This window comes from Nonomuraea sp. NPDC049695 (assembly GCF_040674955.1).
In the GTDB taxonomy this organism is placed as follows: domain Bacteria; phylum Actinomycetota; class Actinomycetes; order Streptosporangiales; family Streptosporangiaceae; genus Nonomuraea; species Nonomuraea helvata.
This window is the reverse complement of the sequence record NZ_JBFANV010000006.1, coordinates 191,041-208,303: the sequence shown is the minus strand read 5'-3', so window position 1 is coordinate 208,303 and position 17,263 is coordinate 191,041. Positions and strand designations below refer to the sequence as shown.

General features: G+C 70.1%; 14 protein-coding genes. 7 read left to right on the top strand and 7 right to left on the bottom strand.

Annotated elements, in window-relative coordinates:
- The first annotated feature begins 168 nt into the window (after positions 1 to 168).
- A complete protein-coding gene (locus AB0J64_RS08385) occupies positions 169 to 1,404 on the top strand; it encodes an adenosylhomocysteinase (RefSeq protein ID WP_364022635.1) in 1,236 nt (411 codons plus the stop codon).
- A 16-nt stretch (positions 1,405 to 1,420) separates the two neighbouring features.
- On the opposite strand, the gene AB0J64_RS08380 is transcribed toward AB0J64_RS08385, so the two are convergent.
- A complete protein-coding gene (locus tag AB0J64_RS08380; RefSeq protein ID WP_364022632.1) occupies positions 1,421 to 2,050 on the bottom strand; it encodes a DUF305 domain-containing protein in 630 nt (209 codons plus the stop codon).
- Between the two features lie 166 nt (positions 2,051 to 2,216).
- On the opposite strand from AB0J64_RS08380, the gene AB0J64_RS08375 reads away from it, so the two are divergent.
- Positions 2,217 to 3,605 carry a hypothetical protein gene (locus AB0J64_RS08375; protein ID WP_364022630.1) on the top strand — a complete coding sequence of 463 codons (1,389 nt, stop codon included), beginning with the start codon at positions 2,217 to 2,219 and terminating at the stop codon, positions 3,603 to 3,605.
- A gap of 77 nt (positions 3,606 to 3,682) precedes the next feature.
- Positions 3,683 to 5,065: a hypothetical protein gene (locus tag AB0J64_RS08370; RefSeq protein ID WP_364022627.1), complete on the top strand. Its 1,383-nt coding sequence runs from the start codon at positions 3,683 to 3,685 to the stop codon at positions 5,063 to 5,065.
- Positions 5,066 to 5,090: 25 nt separating this feature from the next.
- Here AB0J64_RS08370 and AB0J64_RS08365 read toward each other — a convergent pair whose 3' ends face one another.
- Positions 5,091 to 6,041, bottom strand: a complete 951-nt coding sequence (locus AB0J64_RS08365; protein ID WP_364022624.1) for an RDD family protein — start codon at positions 6,039 to 6,041, stop codon at positions 5,091 to 5,093.
- Between the two features lie 51 nt (positions 6,042 to 6,092).
- On the opposite strand from AB0J64_RS08365, the gene AB0J64_RS08360 reads away from it, so the two are divergent.
- The gene (locus tag AB0J64_RS08360; RefSeq protein ID WP_364022621.1) at positions 6,093 to 7,085 is read left to right on the top strand and encodes a stage II sporulation protein M; all 993 of its coding nucleotides are present in this window, start codon (positions 6,093 to 6,095) and stop codon (positions 7,083 to 7,085) included.
- 5 nt (positions 7,086 to 7,090) lie between these two features.
- Here the strand turns inward: AB0J64_RS08360 and AB0J64_RS08355 are convergent, their stop codons facing one another.
- Genes AB0J64_RS08355 through AB0J64_RS08335 form a run of 5 tightly spaced genes read right to left on the bottom strand, consistent with a single transcriptional unit; the run spans position 7,091 to position 12,793 of the window.
- Positions 7,091 to 8,464 (bottom strand): DUF58 domain-containing protein, encoded by a 1,374-nt coding sequence (locus tag AB0J64_RS08355; RefSeq protein ID WP_364022619.1) that lies wholly within the window; start codon positions 8,462 to 8,464, stop codon positions 7,091 to 7,093.
- A gap of 25 nt (positions 8,465 to 8,489) precedes the next feature.
- Positions 8,490 to 9,452 carry a MoxR family ATPase gene (locus tag AB0J64_RS08350; protein ID WP_364022616.1) on the bottom strand — a complete coding sequence of 321 codons (963 nt, stop codon included), beginning with the start codon at positions 9,450 to 9,452 and terminating at the stop codon, positions 8,490 to 8,492.
- Between the two features lie 7 nt (positions 9,453 to 9,459).
- Positions 9,460 to 10,659, bottom strand: coding sequence for a DUF4350 domain-containing protein (locus AB0J64_RS08345; RefSeq protein ID WP_364022613.1), 1,200 nt, complete (start codon positions 10,657 to 10,659; stop codon positions 9,460 to 9,462).
- On the bottom strand, positions 10,656 to 11,540 hold the full coding sequence (locus tag AB0J64_RS08340) for a DUF4129 domain-containing protein (RefSeq protein WP_364022719.1): 885 nt from the start codon (positions 11,538 to 11,540) through the stop codon (positions 10,656 to 10,658). Before AB0J64_RS08340 ends, AB0J64_RS08345 begins: the two co-directional genes overlap by 4 nt.
- A gap of 8 nt (positions 11,541 to 11,548) precedes the next feature.
- Complete coding sequence (locus AB0J64_RS08335) at positions 11,549 to 12,793, bottom strand: glycerophosphoryl diester phosphodiesterase membrane domain-containing protein (RefSeq protein WP_364022610.1); 1,245 nt, start codon at positions 12,791 to 12,793, stop codon at positions 11,549 to 11,551.
- Between the two features lie 269 nt (positions 12,794 to 13,062).
- On the opposite strand from AB0J64_RS08335, the gene mtrA reads away from it, so the two are divergent.
- The 3 genes from mtrA (at position 13,063) to AB0J64_RS08320 (ending at position 17,251) form a co-directional block, all read left to right on the top strand.
- Positions 13,063 to 13,740 (top strand): MtrAB system response regulator MtrA, encoded by a 678-nt coding sequence (gene mtrA / locus AB0J64_RS08330; protein WP_043620615.1) that lies wholly within the window; start codon positions 13,063 to 13,065, stop codon positions 13,738 to 13,740.
- 117 nt (positions 13,741 to 13,857) lie between these two features.
- Positions 13,858 to 15,492: an MtrAB system histidine kinase MtrB gene (gene mtrB, locus AB0J64_RS08325; RefSeq protein WP_364022607.1), complete on the top strand. Its 1,635-nt coding sequence runs from the start codon at positions 13,858 to 13,860 to the stop codon at positions 15,490 to 15,492.
- Positions 15,479 to 17,251, top strand: a complete 1,773-nt coding sequence (locus tag AB0J64_RS08320; RefSeq protein ID WP_364022604.1) for an LpqB family beta-propeller domain-containing protein — start codon at positions 15,479 to 15,481, stop codon at positions 17,249 to 17,251. Before mtrB ends, AB0J64_RS08320 begins: the two co-directional genes overlap by 14 nt.
- Positions 17,252 to 17,263 lie beyond the last annotated feature (12 nt).

Genomic DNA, 17,263 nt, shown 5'->3' with positions numbered 1-17,263 from the left:
CCTCCCGGGGCTCTCCCTTTTCGACGCGCATCATCCTGTACGGCTGCGCACGGTGGGCCGCACGCGCCGACGTCAGTGGCCGTCCGTCATGGCCGGTCGTGAAGGCTCACGGGTGGCTCGCCGTGACGACGCGTATTCTTGGCCTTCTTCTTCGCTCAAAGGGCTGGCATGGATCTCTGGGAAAGCGGTGAGCGGCAGATCTCCTGGGCCGCTCGTTCGATGCCGGTGCTGACGGCGATCGGAGAGCGGTTCGGGCTCGAGCGGCCGCTGGACGGGTTGAAGATCGCTGCCTGCCTGCACGTCACCGCCGAGACAGCCGTGCTCATGGGGACGTTGAAGGCCGGAGGGGCCGAGATCGCGCTTGCCGCGTCCAACCCCCTGTCCACGCAGGACGACGTGGCCGAGGCGCTGCGGATGTACGGGATCGACGTGCACGCGCGTGCCGGGGTCGATCGGGCCACCTACTACCGGCACATCCATCAGGCGCTCGATCTCGAGCCTGATCTCGTGCTCGACGACGGGTGCGATCTGGTGAACATCCTCCACACCGAGCGCACCGACCTGCTCGAAGGCATCGGCGGTGGCTGTGAGGAGACCACCACCGGGATCATCAGGCTCCGGCAGATGGCCGCGGAGGGCGCCTTGAGGTTCCCCATGGTGGCCGTGAACGACACGCGTACCAAGCGCATGTTCGACAACCGCTACGGCACCGGGCAGTCCACGCTCGACGGCATCATGCGCGCCACCAACACCATGCTCGCCGGTCGCACGCTCGTCGTGGCCGGGTTCGGGTTCTGCGGGCGCGGCGTGGCCGAGCGGGCCAAGGGGTTCGGGGCGCGGGTGATCGTGACCGAGATCGACGCCGTCAAGGCGCTCGACGCGACCCTGCAGGGCTACGAGGTGCGGCCGATGGCCCAGGCCGCGATGGTCGGCGACCTGTTCGTCACCGTGACGGGCAACCGCGACGTGATCAGGGCCGAGCACCTGTCGGTCATGAAGGACGGCGCGATCCTGGCCAACGCCGGCCACTTCGACGTGGAGATCGACGTGCGGGCGCTGGACGAGCTGGCCGCCGAGGTGCACCGCGGGGTGCGGCCCAACACCGACGAATATGTCATGCCCGACGGCCGGCGCCTGCTGCTGCTCGCCGAGGGGCGGCTGGTGAACCTCACCGCGGCCGAGGGTCATCCCGCGGCCGTCATGGACATGTCGTTCTCCGCGCAGGCACTCGCCGTGGCCTGGCTGGCAGGCGAGCGCTCCCGCCTGGACCCTGGCGTGTACGACGTTCCCGAGGAGATCGACCACGAGGTGGCCAGGCTCAAACTGGCCGCCGCCGGCATCGGCATCGACGTGCTGACTCCTGACCAGGAGGACTACCTGCACTCCTGGCGCGTCGGCTCCTAGACGCCCCGAGAGCGGGTCAAAGGGCGGACTGCATTTCCTGCATGCGGCGGATCTCGGCCGCCTGGGTCACGCTGACGTCCGTGGCCAGTTCCTCCACCCGGATGTGGGAGCCGCTGGTCAGCACCTGCTCCGACATCTTGATCGCCCCAAGGTGGTGGTTGATCATGAGTTGCAGGAACATCCGGTCGAAGTCCTTGCCCGTGGCCGCCTTCAGCGCCTCCATCTGCTCAGGCGTGGCCATTCCCGGCATTCCAGCGTGGGCGGCGTGGTGGTCGGGCACCGTCTGCTGCTGCTCCTGCAGCCAGGTCGTCATGAACTGGATCTCCGGACCCTGGGCGTCCTTGATCCGGCCGGCCAGGCTCTTCAGCTTGGCCGAGTCGGCCCTGCTGGGCGCGAGGAGGGACATGTCCAGGGCCTGCCGGTGATGGACGATCATGTCCTGGACGTACTTGATGTCGGCCGCGTTGGCGGTGGGCGCGGGGACGGCGGTGGCGGCCTCGCTCGGCGACAGCGTCTTGGCCTGATCGCCGGGACGGCCGGGAGCGATCACCGGCGCGGTCGAGTCGGCGCGCGGGGCCTGCGGTGGGGAACTGCAGCCTGAGAGGGCAACGACCGTGCCCATGACGACTATGAGCGCGGCGCGCACCCAACCTCCCTGACTGACTCGGTCGAGAATGCGCACTCTAGGCCATAAGTGGACAAATTCAAAGGGGGCGAACAGGAACAAAAATTGACAAGTTGTCTGCTGGCTTGTTGAGGCCGGAGAAGCGAGGATGACGTAGATTTATGCCCCCTTTATAGGAGGATCCCGAGTGTTCACCCTCCGCAGGGCCCTCACCCTGGTCACGGCGGTAGCGCTGCTGGGCGGCGTCACCTTACCGGTCCAGGCCGCGGACATCCCGGCGCCCGGCGAGATCGTCATGAGCCCCAACATCCAGCACGTCACCAACGTGCCCAAGCCCGAGGCGCTGGCCGACATCCACACGGACATGGCCTTCCAGGGCGACTACGCCTACGTGGGCAACTACTACGGCTTCTCGATCTACGACATCAGGAACCCGAAGCGGACGTCGCTGGTCAGCTCGGTGGTCTGCCCAGGTGGCCAGATGGACGTCACCGTCTACGGCAACCTGCTGTTCGGCTCCGTGGACTCCTCGAGGAACGACGACTCGTGCAGCAGCACCTCGCAGCCGGCCTCCGTCAAGGAGTCGTGGGAGGGCATCCGCATCTTCGACATTTCTGACAAGGCCAACCCGAAGTACATCAAGTCGGTCGAGACGAACTGCGGCTCCCACACGCACACGCTGGTGCCCGACCGCAGGCGCGAGAGCGTCTACCTCTACGTCTCCTCCTACGCGCCCAACGCGTCGTTCCCCGACTGCCAGCCGCCCCACGACCTGATCTCGATCGTCAAGGTGCCGCTGCGTGACCCGACGGCCGCCACGGTGATCGCGACGCCGAACCTCTTCCCCGACGGCGGCAACCCCGGCCTCCCGCTGCCGTACCCCGACGGCAAGTCCGCCACCACCGGCTGCCACGACATCACGGCCTACCCGGAGAAGGGCATCGCCGCGGGCGCCTGCATGGGCGAGGGCATCCTGCTCGACATCCGCGACCCCGAGCAGCCCAAGGTCACCGCCAAGGTGCGCGATGACACGAACTTCGCCTTCTGGCACTCGGCCACCTTCAACAACGACGGCACGAAGGTCATCTTCACCGACGAGCTCGGCGGCGGCACCAGGGCCACCTGCAACGAGGCCATCGGCCCGAACCGGGGCGCCAACGCGTACTACGACATCGTGAACGGGCAGCTCCAGTTCAGGAGCTACTTCAAGATCCCGCGCTACCAGGCCGACAGCGAGAACTGCGTGGCGCACAACGGCTCGCTCATCCCCGTCAAGGGCCGGGACATCATGGTGCAGGCGTGGTACCAGGGCGGGATCTCGGTGGTCGACTTCACCGACTCGGCGCACCCGCAGGAGATCGCCTTCTTCGAGCGCGGCCCCGACAGCACCGCGCCGGCGCTCAGCGGCGGCTTCTGGTCGGCGTACTACTACAACGGCTACATCTACGGGTCCGACTTCAACCTGGGCCTGGACGTCCTGAAGATCAACGACTGGCGTACCAACCGGGCGAACGGCGTGCGGATGCGCTCCCTGAACGCGCAGACCCAGGCGTCGTATCCCGAACGCGGCCACTGATGGTCAAGCGGCGAGGGCCCCGCGCGGGTCCTCGCCGCCTTCGTCATGTCCGGACACACGATCTAGGAGGCTCCGGAGTGTCCAATCCGCGCCGCGCCCTCGTGGTGGCCGCGGCAGCCGTCGCGCTAGCGCTGACGGGAATGCCCGCCATGGCCGCCGACATCCCACCGCCCGACGCCGTGGTCAACAGCCCCAACGTGACCCACGTGCTGAACATCCCCAAGCCCGCCCCGATCGCCTCGACGATCAACACCGACATCGCGTTCCAGGGCGACTACGCGTACGTCGGCAACTACGGCGGCTTCTCGATCTACGACATCCGCAACCCCAAGAAGGCCAAGCCCGTCAGCTCCGTCGTCTGCCCCGGCGCCCAGATGGACGTCACCGTCTACGGCAACCTGCTGTTCACCGCCGTCGACTCCTCGCGCAGCGACGACTCGTGCAACAGCACGGGGCTGACCGCCGACCACAAGGAGGCCTGGGAGGGCGTCAGGATCTTCGACGTCTCCGACAAGGCCAGTCCGAAGTACATCAAGTCGGTCGAGACCAACTGCGGCTCCCACACCCTGACCCTGGTGCCGGGCAAGGGCCGCGACCAGTACAAGAACGTCTACATCTACGTCTCGTCCTACCTGCCGGCGGCGAACTTCCCCGACTGCCAGCCGCCGCACGACAAGATCTCGATCATCAAGGTGCCGCTCAAGGACCCGGCCTCGGCCGCGGTCGCGTCCACCCCGGTGATCTTCCCTGACGGCGGCAACGAGACCCAGCCGGGCCTGCTGCTGCCGACCAGCGGCTGCCACGACATCACCGCCTACGCCGAGAAGGACATCGCGGCGGGCGCGTGCATGGGTGACGGCGTGCTGTTCGACATCTCGGACCGGCTGAACCCGAAGGTGACCGCCAGGACCACGGACCCGAACTTCGCGTTCTGGCACTCGGCCACCTTCAGCAACGACGCCAAGAAGGTCGTCTTCACCGACGAACTCGGCGGCGGCGGCGCGGCCACCTGCAACGAGGCGACCGGCCCGAACCGCGGCGCGGACGCGATCTATGACATCTCGAACGGGCAGTTCACGTTCAAGAGCTACTTCAAGATCCCGCGTTACCAGGCCGACAGCGAGAACTGCGTGGCGCACAACGGCTCGCTCATCCCCGTCAAGGGCCGGGACATCATGGTCCAGGCCTGGTACATGGGCGGGCTCTCGGTCTGGGACTTCACCGACGCGGCCCACCCGAGGGAGATCGGCTACTTCGAGCGCGGTCCCCGCTCGGCGGGCGGTGGCGGCGGCATCTGGTCCGCGTACTACTACAACGGCTACATTTACGGGGCCGACTTCCACGAGGGCCTCGACGTCATCAGGATCAACGATCCGCTCACGGACAGCGCCAGGGGCGTCCGTACCGACCGGCTGAATGTGCAGACCCAGGGGTCGTACCGGAACGGCTGGCACGACTGACGGGTCACCCGCGCAAGCGTCGTCCTCACTGAGGCGGCGCGAACCCGCCCGGAGTCGCCTTCGGCGGCTCCGGCGCGGGCGCGGCCGGAACGTGGTGGTAGTTCGGCTGGTACGGCGCCGGAGCCGGTTGCCGGTACGGGCCTGGCGCCGGCTGCTGGTAAGGGTTCGGAACCGGAGGCTGGTACGGGCCCGGCTGCTGATACGGGCCTTGGTGTGCGAGGCCGTTGCCGGTGCGCAGCGCGAGGCGCATCTGCTCCCTCCTGCGGCGCTCGGCCAGGACGGCGCTCAGGTACGCGTGCGGCGGCACCCCGCCCGGCGCGGCGGGCGAGACGAACGCCGCCACCTGGGTCGCGATCCGCACCCCCATCTCATGCTGGACCTGCGGCGACAGGTCGTGCCATCGCGACAGGTACTGCCTGGCGGCCTGCGCCACCTCGTCGGGCAGCTGGGAGAGCTCCAGCGTGGCCGCCCAGGTCATCAGCGGCGGCGGCATCTCGATGAACTGCCCGCGGTCGCGCGGCGCCCGCTCGGAGATCACTATGGTGCCCGCGAAGATGTCGCCGAGCCGCTTGCCCCGCTGCGAGACCAGCGACGAGATCAGCGCGGGAGCCCCGGAGAACATCCAGAACTCCACGACCCCGGCCAGGCCCCTGAACAGCGCCTGCCTGAAACGCTCGGGGCTACCGTCGTCGCCGACCACCCGCAGCCCGAGTGCCAGCTTGCCGAGGCTGCGCCCCCTGGAAAGGGTCTCGAAGATCACGGGGTAGCCGACCAGCACCAGCACCACGAGCACGATCATCGCGGCCCCGAACGCGGCGGAGTCCGAGATGGCCGCGAACGCACCCAAGATCGCATAGGCGGCGATCAGCACGGTGAACTGGACGGCCATGTCGATGATGATCGCCAGCGCGCGCGAGGGCATCTGAGCGACCCGCACTTCGACGACGACCGCGTCGCCGGTCACAACCTCTGACATATATGGAGCCTAACGGCTATGTCGCACTGACTGAGCGGCCAGAATGTTCGGGTGGACATCGATGCGTTCATCACAGCACACCGCCCCGTGTGGGACCGGCTCGACCACCTGGTCAAGCACCGCTCGTCGCTGACCGGCGACGAGGTGGACGAGCTGGTCGACCTCTATCAGCGGGTGTCGACGCACCTGTCCATCGTGCGCTCCTCGTCCAGTGACGCGATGCTGACCGGGCGGCTGTCGGCGCTGGTGGCCAGAGCCAGGTCCGCCGTGACCGGCGCGCACACGCCTGCCTGGCGGGAGTTCGTGCGGTTCTTCACGGTGTCGTTCCCCGTGGTGGCCTACCGGGCGCGGTGGTGGTGGCTGGTAAGCGCGGTGGCGTTCACGGTGGTGGCGTGGGTGATGGGCGCCTGGGTGGCCGCCAATCCCGACGTGCAGTCGTCGATCGCCTCGCCTGACCAGATCACTCAGCTCGTCGAGCACGACTTCTCCGACTACTACTCGGAGAACCCGGCCGCGTCCTTCGCCGGCCACGTGTGGGTGAACAACGCGTGGGTCTCCGCGCAGGTGATCATTTCTTCGGTGCTGCTCGGGTTGCCGATCCCGTACATGCTCTACATGAACGCGGAGAACGTCGGCGTCTCGGGCGGTCTCATGGCCTCCCGCGACAAGCTGGACATCTTCTTCGGCCTGATCATGCCGCACGGCCTGCTGGAACTGACCGCCGTGTTCCTGGCGGCAGCCGTGGGCATGCGCCTGGGCTGGGCGGTCATCGATCCCGGACCGCGCCGCCGGACGGAGGCGCTGGCCGAGCAGGGCCGGGCGGTGATGAGCGTGGCGCTGGGGCTCGTCGCGGTGCTGTTCGTGTCGGGGCTGATCGAGGCGTTCGTCACCCCGTCGGGGCTGCCCACGTGGGCGCGCGTCGGGATCGGCGTACTCGCCGAGGCGGCGTTCCTGACGTACGTGATCGTCTTCGGCCGCCGCGCCCTCCGCCAGAACGAGACCGGCGACCTCGAACGCGCCCCGGACGTCGCCCCGACCGCCTGACGGGGCTAGAGCCGCCCCGCCGCCTTCAGGGCCAGGTACGCGTCCGCCAGCGCGGGCGCGATGTCCTCCGGGGGCGCGTCCACGACCTCCACCCCGTGCCGCCGCAGCCGCGCCGTGATGCGCCGGCGTTCGAGCTGGGTGTGCTCGGCCGCCGCCGCGTCGTACACCTCCTCGGCCGACTCCCGGCGGCCCGCCATGGCCGCCACCCGGGGATCCGACACCCCGGCCACCAGCACCAGGTGGCGCGAGGACAGCTGGGGGAGCACCGGCATGAGCCCCTCGTCCAGCGCCGCCGCGTTGAGGTCGGTGAGCAGCACGACCAGGCAGCGCCGCTTGGCCCGCGCCAGAATGGCGGCCACCATGCCCTGCGAGTCGGCCTCGATCAGCTCGGCCTCGATCGGCGCCATCACGTTGACCAGCGACGACAGCAGCTCAGTCCGAGAGGCCCCGCTCACCCAGGCGCGCACGGCCCGGTCGTAGGCGAGGAAGTCCACCTGGTCACCGGCCCGGGCGGCGAGCGCGGCGAGCAGCAGCGCCGCGTCCATCGACCAGTCGAGCCGCGGCCAGCCGGGCGCCGGGCGCGGATCCGGCCGCACCAGCAGCCCGCTGCCGCCCTGCGCGGCCCCCGTCAGGGGGATCGGCGCGTCGCTCACCCGGCCCGCCGACGTGCGGCCGGTGTCGAGCACGATCAGCACGCGGCGGTCGCGTTCCGGGCGCCAGGTGCGTACGACGACGTCGTGGCGGCGCGCCGTGGCCCGCCAGTCGATGGACCGCACGTCGTCGCCCACCACGTACTCCCGTAGCGAGTCGAACTCCGTACCCTGACCGCGCACCAGCGCCGGGTGCTGGCCGTCCAGCTCGCGGAGCCTGGCCAGCCTGGACGGCAGGTGCTTGCGCGACAGGAACGGCGGCAGCACGCGCACCGACCAGGGCGCCTGATGGCTGCCCTGGCGGGCGGCCAGGCCCAGCGGACCGACCGAGCGCACGGTCACCGCCACGGACGACCGGTCGCCGCGCCTGGTCGGAGCGAGCGTCACGACGATCTTGCGGCGCTCGCCCTTGGGCACGTCCAGGTCGGCGACGCGCGGGGTGACTCCCGCCGACGGCGGCCAGGCGTCCCTGAGCGCGCCACGTACGCGTCTGGAGCCGGGGTTCTCGACGATCAGCTCGACCGTGGCCCGCTGGCCGAGCCGTACGAGCGTGTCGCCGGAACGGTGGAACCTCAGCGGGCGCACGGCCCCGGCGAACACCAGATCCACCAGGATCGCGGCGGCCAGCAGCAGGCAGACTCCGGCCAGCGCGGCCCCGGGCTGGGGCGCCAGCAGCACCACCACGATCCCGATCGCCGCGACCAGCCCGGCACGTCCCGTGAGAGCCATCAGCGCACCACCACCGAAAGTGCCATCAGCGCGGGACCGGGACCGAGGCCAGGATGCCGTCGAGCAGGCCGTCGGCGGTCGCGCCCTCCAGCTCGGCCTCCGGCCTGAGCTGGATCCGGTGCCGCAGCGCGGGCCTGGCCAGCGCCTTCACGTCGTCCGGCGTCACGTACGAGCGCCCGGACAGCCAGGCCCACGCCCGCGAGGCCGCCAGCAGTGCCGTGGCCCCACGCGGCGAGACGCCGAGCTGCAGCGACGGCGAGTTCCTGGTGGCGCGGGCCACGTCCACGATGTAGCCGAGCACCTCGGGCGCCACGTGCACCTTGGAGACCGCCTCACGCCCGAGTGCGAGGTCCTCGGCCGTGGCGACGGCCTTCACCTCGGTCAGGTCGCGGGGGTCGAAGCCGCGGGCGTGCCGTTCGAGCACCGAGATCTCCTGCTCGCGCGGCGGCAGCGGTACGGTCAGCTTCAGCAGGAACCGGTCGAGCTGCGCCTCGGGCAGCTGGTAGGTGCCCTCGTACTCGACGGGGTTCTGCGTCGCGCACACCACGAACGGGTCGGGCAGCGGCCGCGCCAAGCCCTCCACGCTGACCTGCCGCTCCTCCATCGCCTCGAGGAGCGCCGCCTGGGTCTTCGGCGGGGTGCGGTTGATCTCGTCGGCAAGCAGCAGGTTCGTGAACACCGGCCCCTCGCGGAACTCGAACTCCGCGGTCTTCGCGTCGTAGATCAACGACCCGGTCACGTCACCCGGCATCAGGTCCGGCGTGAACTGCACCCGCTTGAAATCCAGGGCCAGAGCAGCCGACAACGTGCGCACCATCAACGTCTTGGCCACGCCCGGCACGCCTTCGAGCAGCACGTGCCCCTTGCACAGCAGCGCGATGACCAGCCCCGTCACCACCGCGTCCTGGCCGACCACGGCCTTGGCCACCTCGGCACGCAGCGCGCCCAGCGCCTCTCTGGCCGAGTCGCCCAGGCTTGTGACGCGCATAGTCTCCTCAGAGTTCACTGACCTGCCTTTCGATGAAGTCCAAGTATCCGGCCAACCCGACGAGCCCGGCGTCGTCCGCCGGCGGCGGACCGTACAGTGCCGCGCCGACCTGCTGGGAGGCCTCCCCCGTGCGGGCGGAGAGCGCCGCGACGACCTCCTGCGGCCCGGCCCCCGATGCGAGTCCCAGCCTGGGCCTGAGCCGGTCGATCGTGCCCGCGCGCAGCGAGTCGGCCGCCCGCTGCCTGGCCCGCCTGGCCCGGTAGAGCCTGCCGCGGCCCTCGACGGTCTCGGCCGCGCGCACGACGACGGGCAGCTTCTCCGTCACCACAGGACCCAGCCGCCTGCCCCGCCAGAACGCGGTGACGGCCAGGGCGATGAGCGACATGTAGATCGTCCAGCGGATGCTCTCCGGCATCAGGTCGTACATCGACTCGCCCCGCTCGCCCGGCAGCTCCGCGGTGGGCGGCGGGTTCTCGGGAGGCACGAGCCAGGTCACGCGCCTGCCGGTGCCGATCAGGTTGAGCGCGAGTGCGGCGTTGCCGTCCTCGCTCAGGAACTGGTTGGTCATGAAGCTCGCGTCGCCGACGACCGTGGTGGTGCCGCCCGCGTTCGGGAGGCTGACCAGCACGTAACCCTCGCCGGACGGGTAGCAGCCGGTGGCTCCCGCCGGGGCGGTGAAGACGGTGCCGCCGATGTACGCGCTGCCGCCGGCCGTGGCGGCGGCGAGCCCGCACTCGGGCTCGCGCGAGCGGGTGCGCGCCCGGGCCAGCTCGCTGTGCACACCGGGGGCCAGGGCGTCGAGCCCTGGCTGATCGCCGAGGATCAGCCGGTCGCCCGGGATCGTGGCCAGGGTGTACTCGTTGAAGTACGACATGTCCGTGATCAGCAGCAGCCGGTTGCCCGTGGCGGCCCTGTCGACCGCGGCCTGTACGGAGTCCACCCGGTCCACCGCGACGCCCCGGGACCTGAGCACCTCGGCCAGCGCCTTGGCGCCCTCCAGGGATGTGTCGTCGGGGTCCAGGGGACGTGACGGGCCCCGCTGGGGGGTGAACAGCACGCCGGCGATCGCGACGAGGACGATGATCAGGCCGAGCAGCGCGATGAGGCGGCTGCCGCGCCAGGTGGAGCGGGCGGTGGGGGAGGTCGAGTAGGACCCGCCGGCCTGCGCCGGAGCGCCGGCGGCAGGGGGTGGTGTGAGCACGCTCATGCCGCCCCACCGGCCCCGTCACCGGGCTGTTCGGGCGCTTCCGCCGACGACCCGTCCCTCGGGACGGCCGGCCGGGCGCCTTCCGCGGCGCCGCTCGGTGGCAGGGGAGCTCCTGGTTGCGGGTTCACCGGCGGTGTGGTGGGGCCCGGTGGCTGGCCCATCTGCGGCGCGGCAGGTGGTCCCATCGGCGCGGCGCCGGCCGGGGCGCCCGCGCCGACGCCGGCCGGGACCGGGGTCGCGAGCGGGACGGGGCGGGCTTCGCGGAGTTGCTCGTCCAGGGCGGACATCACCTCGTACGCCTCCCGCGTCCCCGGTACCCCGCCGTACGTCACGTCGTCGAACGACCGCGCCGCCGCCGCCAGCCTCGTCGCGAACCCCGGCAACGAGACGGCGGCCTCCGCGGCCAGTTCGTCGGCCGTGCGCCCGGGCATGCCGTCGACCAGCGCGCGTTCCTCCAGGTCACGTGCGATGGCGCGGAGCCGTTCCTGGATGGCCTCGGTCCAGCGCCCCTCGGCGGCCAGCCCCTCGGCGGCCGTCCGGTGCTCGGCCGCGGTCATCGCCCGCTGGCCGAACAGCCCTCCCACGGCGAGCGCGTTCTTGCGCGTGGCCTTGCGGAGCTGCCACGAGATGAGCACGATCAGCGCGAGAATGATCAGAACGATCAGCATGGCGGCGATGACCCCACCGGTGGAGCCCCCGCTCGAGGCCGTGTCGACCAGATCGCCGAGGAACTGCATGACCCGCCGGTAGATCTGGTCGATCAGCGGCTCTTTCTCGTAAGCGGGCTTGAGCAGCTCCTCCGCGGCCCTCCGCGCGGCCTCCTCCCGGTCGATCGGGGTGTCGAGCCGCAGCCCGGAGACGGCCGCGGTGAGTGCGACCATGGGCACGCTCACGACCTGGCGGAGTTGGACGGGTGCCAGAGCTCGTCCGCGGACGCGTGCACCCACCCCTGACGCTGCTGCTCGATGGCCGCCGTCTGCAGCACGAGGTCGAACGCCTCGCTACGCATGCGCCGGTCGGCGTAGAGCAGGCCGGCGACCCCCGCCTGGAACGGATAGGTGATCATGGCGCCGACCGTGCCGCCGATCGCGATCAGTACGGCCGACACCACGGCCGTGGCGGCCGTGTCCGCGCCGAACATGCCGAACATCGTGCCCGCCAGCGTGAACGGCACCGACAAGATGCCCGAGACCAGCCCGACCAGCAGGGACGTGAGCAGCAGGATGCCGAGCACCCGCCAGAAGTCGCCCGTCACCAGGTTCCACGAGCGCCGCATGGCGTCGAGGGGGCCCCTGGACTCGAGCACCGCGACGGGCGATGCGAACGCGAAGCGGGTCGTGAAGAACAGGTAGTAAGGGATGTACGTGACGACGAACAGCAGGAACAGCCCGGCCAGCCAGCCGATGCTGTCGGCGGAGGCGTTCATCACGATCGCCACGAAGAGCAGCGCGAACACGATCAACGGCACCACGAGGATGGCCGCCATCAGCCCCACCACGCCGAACAGCGCGGGCACCCGGCCCTTGACCAGCCGCCAGGCCTCGCCCGCGCTGAGGCTGCCGCCGAAGACCGCCCGGCCGAGTATCCGGGTCAGCACGCCGGTCAGCAGGGTGACCACCACGAACTGGATCGCGTACGAGATCAGGGTGCCGGCGTACTGGCTGGGCAGGCCGGTCGCGCTGCTGAGCTGGCCGGTGGAGGTCGCCGTCTCGGGGTCCCACAGGTCGAGGAAGAACGCCTGGCCCACGGCCACCGGCACCGCGGTGAGCAGCGCGGCGACGGCCGACAGGCCGAGCACGGCCTTCGGGTTGGAGCGGATCAGCTTGATCGTGCCGTCGAGTATGTCGCCGAGCCCCAGCGGGCGCAGGGGGATGATGCCCGGCCTGAGCGCCGGCCGGTAAGCCGGGTGGCCGTAACCGGGCTGAGGATGCGGATGGGGCGGATATGGTGTTTGGGGCCCCGGTCCGGGTGGCTGCTGTGGCTGAGGGGGCTGGCCGTACGGCTGCCCGTAGGGCACCTGCTGCTGGGCGCCCGGTGCGGTCCACGGGGAGGCCGACGGGGCGCTGTAGGGCGGGGGCTGTTCGGCCGACCAGCCTGATGGCGTCTCGGGCGGGGGACCGTGACCGTCTGACATATCCCAATCCTGGCACGCTGAACGGAGCATTGGTGTCACCGAGGGGATTCGCCGCCGCATCTTGCCCGCATTTCACGGCGAATCCGGCCGAGGTTCGTGCCCAGGGATGGCCGAAAGTCGCTCTGTTACCGCAGACTGAGATAGCGGTCGCGGGGGCGGACCTAAAATTCGCCTTTTGCATGGCTCATGTCACACTCATGGGCCTACCAAGGGTAACCTTCAGCGGTCGTGCGGGTATGTCCCACAATGCGTAGAACGAATGAGGGGCCATGAAAGGTCGCGTGCTGGTCGTCGATGACGACGCCGCTCTCGCCGAGATGCTGGGGATCGTGCTGCGAGGGGAAGGCTTCGAGCCGTCATTTGTCTCCGACGGCGACAAGGCCCTCGACGCGTTCCGGGATACACGCCCGGACCTGGTCCTGCTCGACCTGATGCTGCCGGGGGCGGACGGCATCGACGTCGCGCGGAGGATCAGGGCTGAGTCGGGGGTTCCCATCGTCATGCTCACGGCCAAGAGCGACACGATAGACGTCGTCCTCGGCCTCGAGTCGGGCGCCGACGACTACATCGTCAAGCCGTTCAAGCCGAAGGAGCTCGTCGCCAGGGTGCGGGCCCGCCTTCGCCGCACCGACGAGCCGACGCCCGAGATCCTCCAGATCGGCGACATCACCATCGACGTGGCCGGCCACTCGGTCAAGCGGGGCGAGGAGACGATCAACCTCACGCCGCTGGAGTTCGACCTCCTGGTGGCGCTGGCCCGCAAGCCGCGCCAGGTGTTCACCCGCGAGGTCCTGCTCGAGCAGGTGTGGGGCTACCGCCACGCGGCCGACACCCGGCTGGTCAACGTGCACGTACAGCGGCTCAGGGCCAAGATCGAGAAGGACCCCGAGCACCCCGAGATCGTGGTGACGGTCCGCGGCGTCGGCTACAAAGCCGGCCCCGCCTGATCTTTCTTCTGCCCTGCCATGCCCCCGACGACGACGAGGTCCCGCCGACGGACACTCCGCCAGATTCTCGGCGGCGTTCGCCGGCGGGTGCGCCGTGCGGCGGGCAGGACACGGAGCGTGTGGCGGCGCTCGCTCCAGCTCCAGGTGGTCACCAGCACGCTGGTGATCTCCGTGATCGTGGTGGTCGTGCTCGGCACGTTCCTGTCCGAGCAGATCAACAGGTCGGTCGTGTCGAGCAGCCAGCGCTCGTCCGCCAGCGAGGCGTCCGCCGACCGCCTGCAGATCGCCGACGCGCTCACCCCTGAGGCCGACGACCAGGCCAAGCCCGCCGACAGCGGCAAGAAGGGCGCGGCCAACCCGCTCGACGACGTCATGGACATCGTCACCGGATCGGGCGAGAACGGCTCCAAGAAGCGCTACGACGTACTGATACTCAACCAGACCTCCCCGGGCCAGTCGCGGGCCTCCGGCGGCGTCGTGCCGCTGAACGTGCCGTTGAGCCTGCAGCGTAAGGTGCAGAACGCCGAGTACGGCAGGGCTGTCGGGTCGATCGAGCAGATCAAGTTCGCCGGGGAGAGCCAGCCCAGGCTCACGTACGTGGTCGGCGGCATCGTGCACGTGCCGTCCACCGCCGAGAACTACGAGGTCTACCACTTCTTCCCCTTCACGGACGAAGAGGAGCTGCTGTCCAACGTCCGGCTCGCCATCGTCGTGGTGGGCCTCGGGCTCGTGCTGCTGCTCGCCGCCATCGCGTATCTCGTCGCCCGGCAGGTCGTCACTCCCGTACGGCTGGCGCGCCAGGCCGCGGAGCGCCTCGCCTCCGGCAAGCTGGACGAGCGGCTCAAAGTACGCGGCGAGGACGACCTGGCCCGCCTGGCGAACTCGTTCAACGAGATGGCCGCGAACCTGGCCTTGAAGATCCACCAGCTGGAGGAGCTCTCGCAGGTCCAGCGGCAGTTCGTCTCCGACGTCTCCCACGAGCTGCGCACGCCGCTGACGACCGTGCGCATGGCCGCCGACCTGCTGTACGACGCCCGCGAGGACTTCGACCCGATGGCCGCCCGCTCGGCGGAGCTCATGCAGGCCCAGCTCGAACGGTTCGAGTCGATGCTGGCCGACCTGCTGGAGATCAGCCGCTACGACGCCGGCGCCGCCACGCTCGACCTCGACCCCGTGGACGTGCGCGACGTGGTGCTGCGGGCGATCGCCGACTCCGAGGCGCTGGCCGAGCGGCACTCGACCCGCTTCGAGCTCCGGCTGCCGAACGAGCCGTGCATGGCCGAGATCGACAACCGCAGGGTCGAGCGCATCCTGCGCAACCTGCTGTTCAACGCCATCGAGCACGGCGAGGGCAGGGACATCGTGGTCACCGTGGGCGCCGACAGGGACGCGGTCGCGGTCGCCGTACGCGACCACGGGATCGGGCTGAAGTCCGGCGAGGACACGATGGTGTTCGACCGGTTCTGGCGGGCCGACCCGTCGCGGGCGCGGACGATCGGCGGCACCGGGCTCGGGCTGGCCATCTCGCGCGAGGACGCCACGCTGCACGGCGGCTGGCTGCAGGCGTGGGGGCAGCCGGGGGAGGGCTCGCAGTTCCGGCTGACGCTGCCCAGGACCGCCGGGGCCGATCTGAAGGGCTCGCCGCTGTCGCTGGTGCCGCCGGAGATCGAGATGCGCCGTACGTGGCGCACGGCCATGACCCCGGTGCTGCTGCCGGCGTCCGCGGACGGGACCGGCCATGACGAGGACTAGACGCCCAGCCTCCGTCACGAGGGCCTGGAGGCTCGCCTCGGCCGTCGCGATCGTGGCGGCCATGGCCCTGGCGGGCTCCGGCTGCACCGTGATCCCCGTGACCGGGCCGCTCAACGTCAACGAGACCGGCAGCAACGATCCGCTGAGCAAGCCGTTCCAGCGGATGATCGCCATCCCGCCCCAGCGGACCTGGGGGCTCGAGCAGACCCTCAGGGGCCTGCAGGCCGCCATGGCCGCCTACGCCGACGACCCGACCGTCCTGCCTCAATACCTGACGCCCGAGGCACGGGCCAAGTGGAACGCCTCCGGCCCGGTCACGGTGCTCGAGGACGACTTCGAGGTCGTGCCGCCGGCGGCACGCGAAGAGCCGGGCGCGGCGCAGAAGGTCACGCTCAAGGGCCGGTGGGTGGCGAGGATCAACGAGGACGACTCGTACGTTCCCACGGGCGGACCCTGGGAGGCCCCCTTCGAGCTCGTGCAGGTGCAAGGGGGCGGCTACCGCGTCAAGAGCCTGCCGAACGAGCTGCTGCACGGGCTGCTGCTCACCCACGCCGACGTGGCGCGCGCGTACCGGGCCACGAACCTCTACTACCTGAACGGCAACACCCGGGACAGGCTGGTCGTCGACCGGGTGCGCCTGCGGCTGAAGCCGACGGAGACCTACGCGCACGCCATTCTGCAGCGCCTGCTCAAGAACCCGACCGGGGCACTGCAGGGAGCGGTGACGACGAGCTTCCCGCCCGGCACCAAGATCCTGTCGATCAGGTCGGACGAGCGCGTGGTGATCAACCTCTCCGGCCCCATCGACACGCTGGACCCGAGCACCGAGGCCCTGCTGAAGGCCCAGATCAGGTACAGCCTCAACAAGAACGAGATCGCCAAGGGCCGCGTCATCGAGATCCAGGTGGACGGCGAGCCGTACTCCGTCGACCCGCCCAACTCCGACGATCAGTGGCTGGACGACAGCAGCGACACCGCCTACTACGTCACCAAGGGCGCCGTCCACTACATGGGCAAGGACGGACCCTCGGTCGCCGTGCCCGGCCCGGCGGGGGAGCCGCGCGAGGGCTATTCGGGCTACGCCCTGTCCAAGGACGGCACGCAGATCGCCGCGAAGACCTCGACCGGCATCTCGGTGGCCGGGCTGACGGCGCAGGGGCACTGGCAGGAGGTCATCCAGGGCGCGAAGCTGACCCTGCCGACGTGGCACCGGGACGGATCCCTGTGGACCTATGACCAGGAGAACGCCGTCCTGCTGCGGTACGACCCGTCCAGCGGCAAAGGCCCCCAACGGGTGGCCGCCCCCAAGCTGACCGGCCTGGACGTCACCCGGCTCAGGATCGCCAGGGACGGCGTGCGGGTGGCGGTGATGACGGGGGAGAACACCGTCCAGATCGGCGCGCTGACCGGCGAGGCCGCGGGGCCGATGCTGGGGAACTTCCAGCTGCTGACCACCACCACGGCGGGCAACAAGATCCTCGACGTCGCGTGGAGCGATGACGAGCACCTGCTCGTGCTGGTGGGGAGCAAGGCCGGGCAGACGCTCAACGAGATCAACGTGGGGGACGGGGAGGTCGCGGGGGTGCCGTTGAACGACGTGAACGATCCGGTGACGTCGCTGGCGGCGATGGACGATCGCGTTCTGGCTGAGGCCGACGCGGGTCCGAGCACCAAGATCTACGAGCTCAATCAGGACCGGCAGTCCTGGACCGTCAAAATCGAGTCCGACGCCGGCTCTCCCCTCTTCCCCCTCGGCTGACCCCTCCCCCCG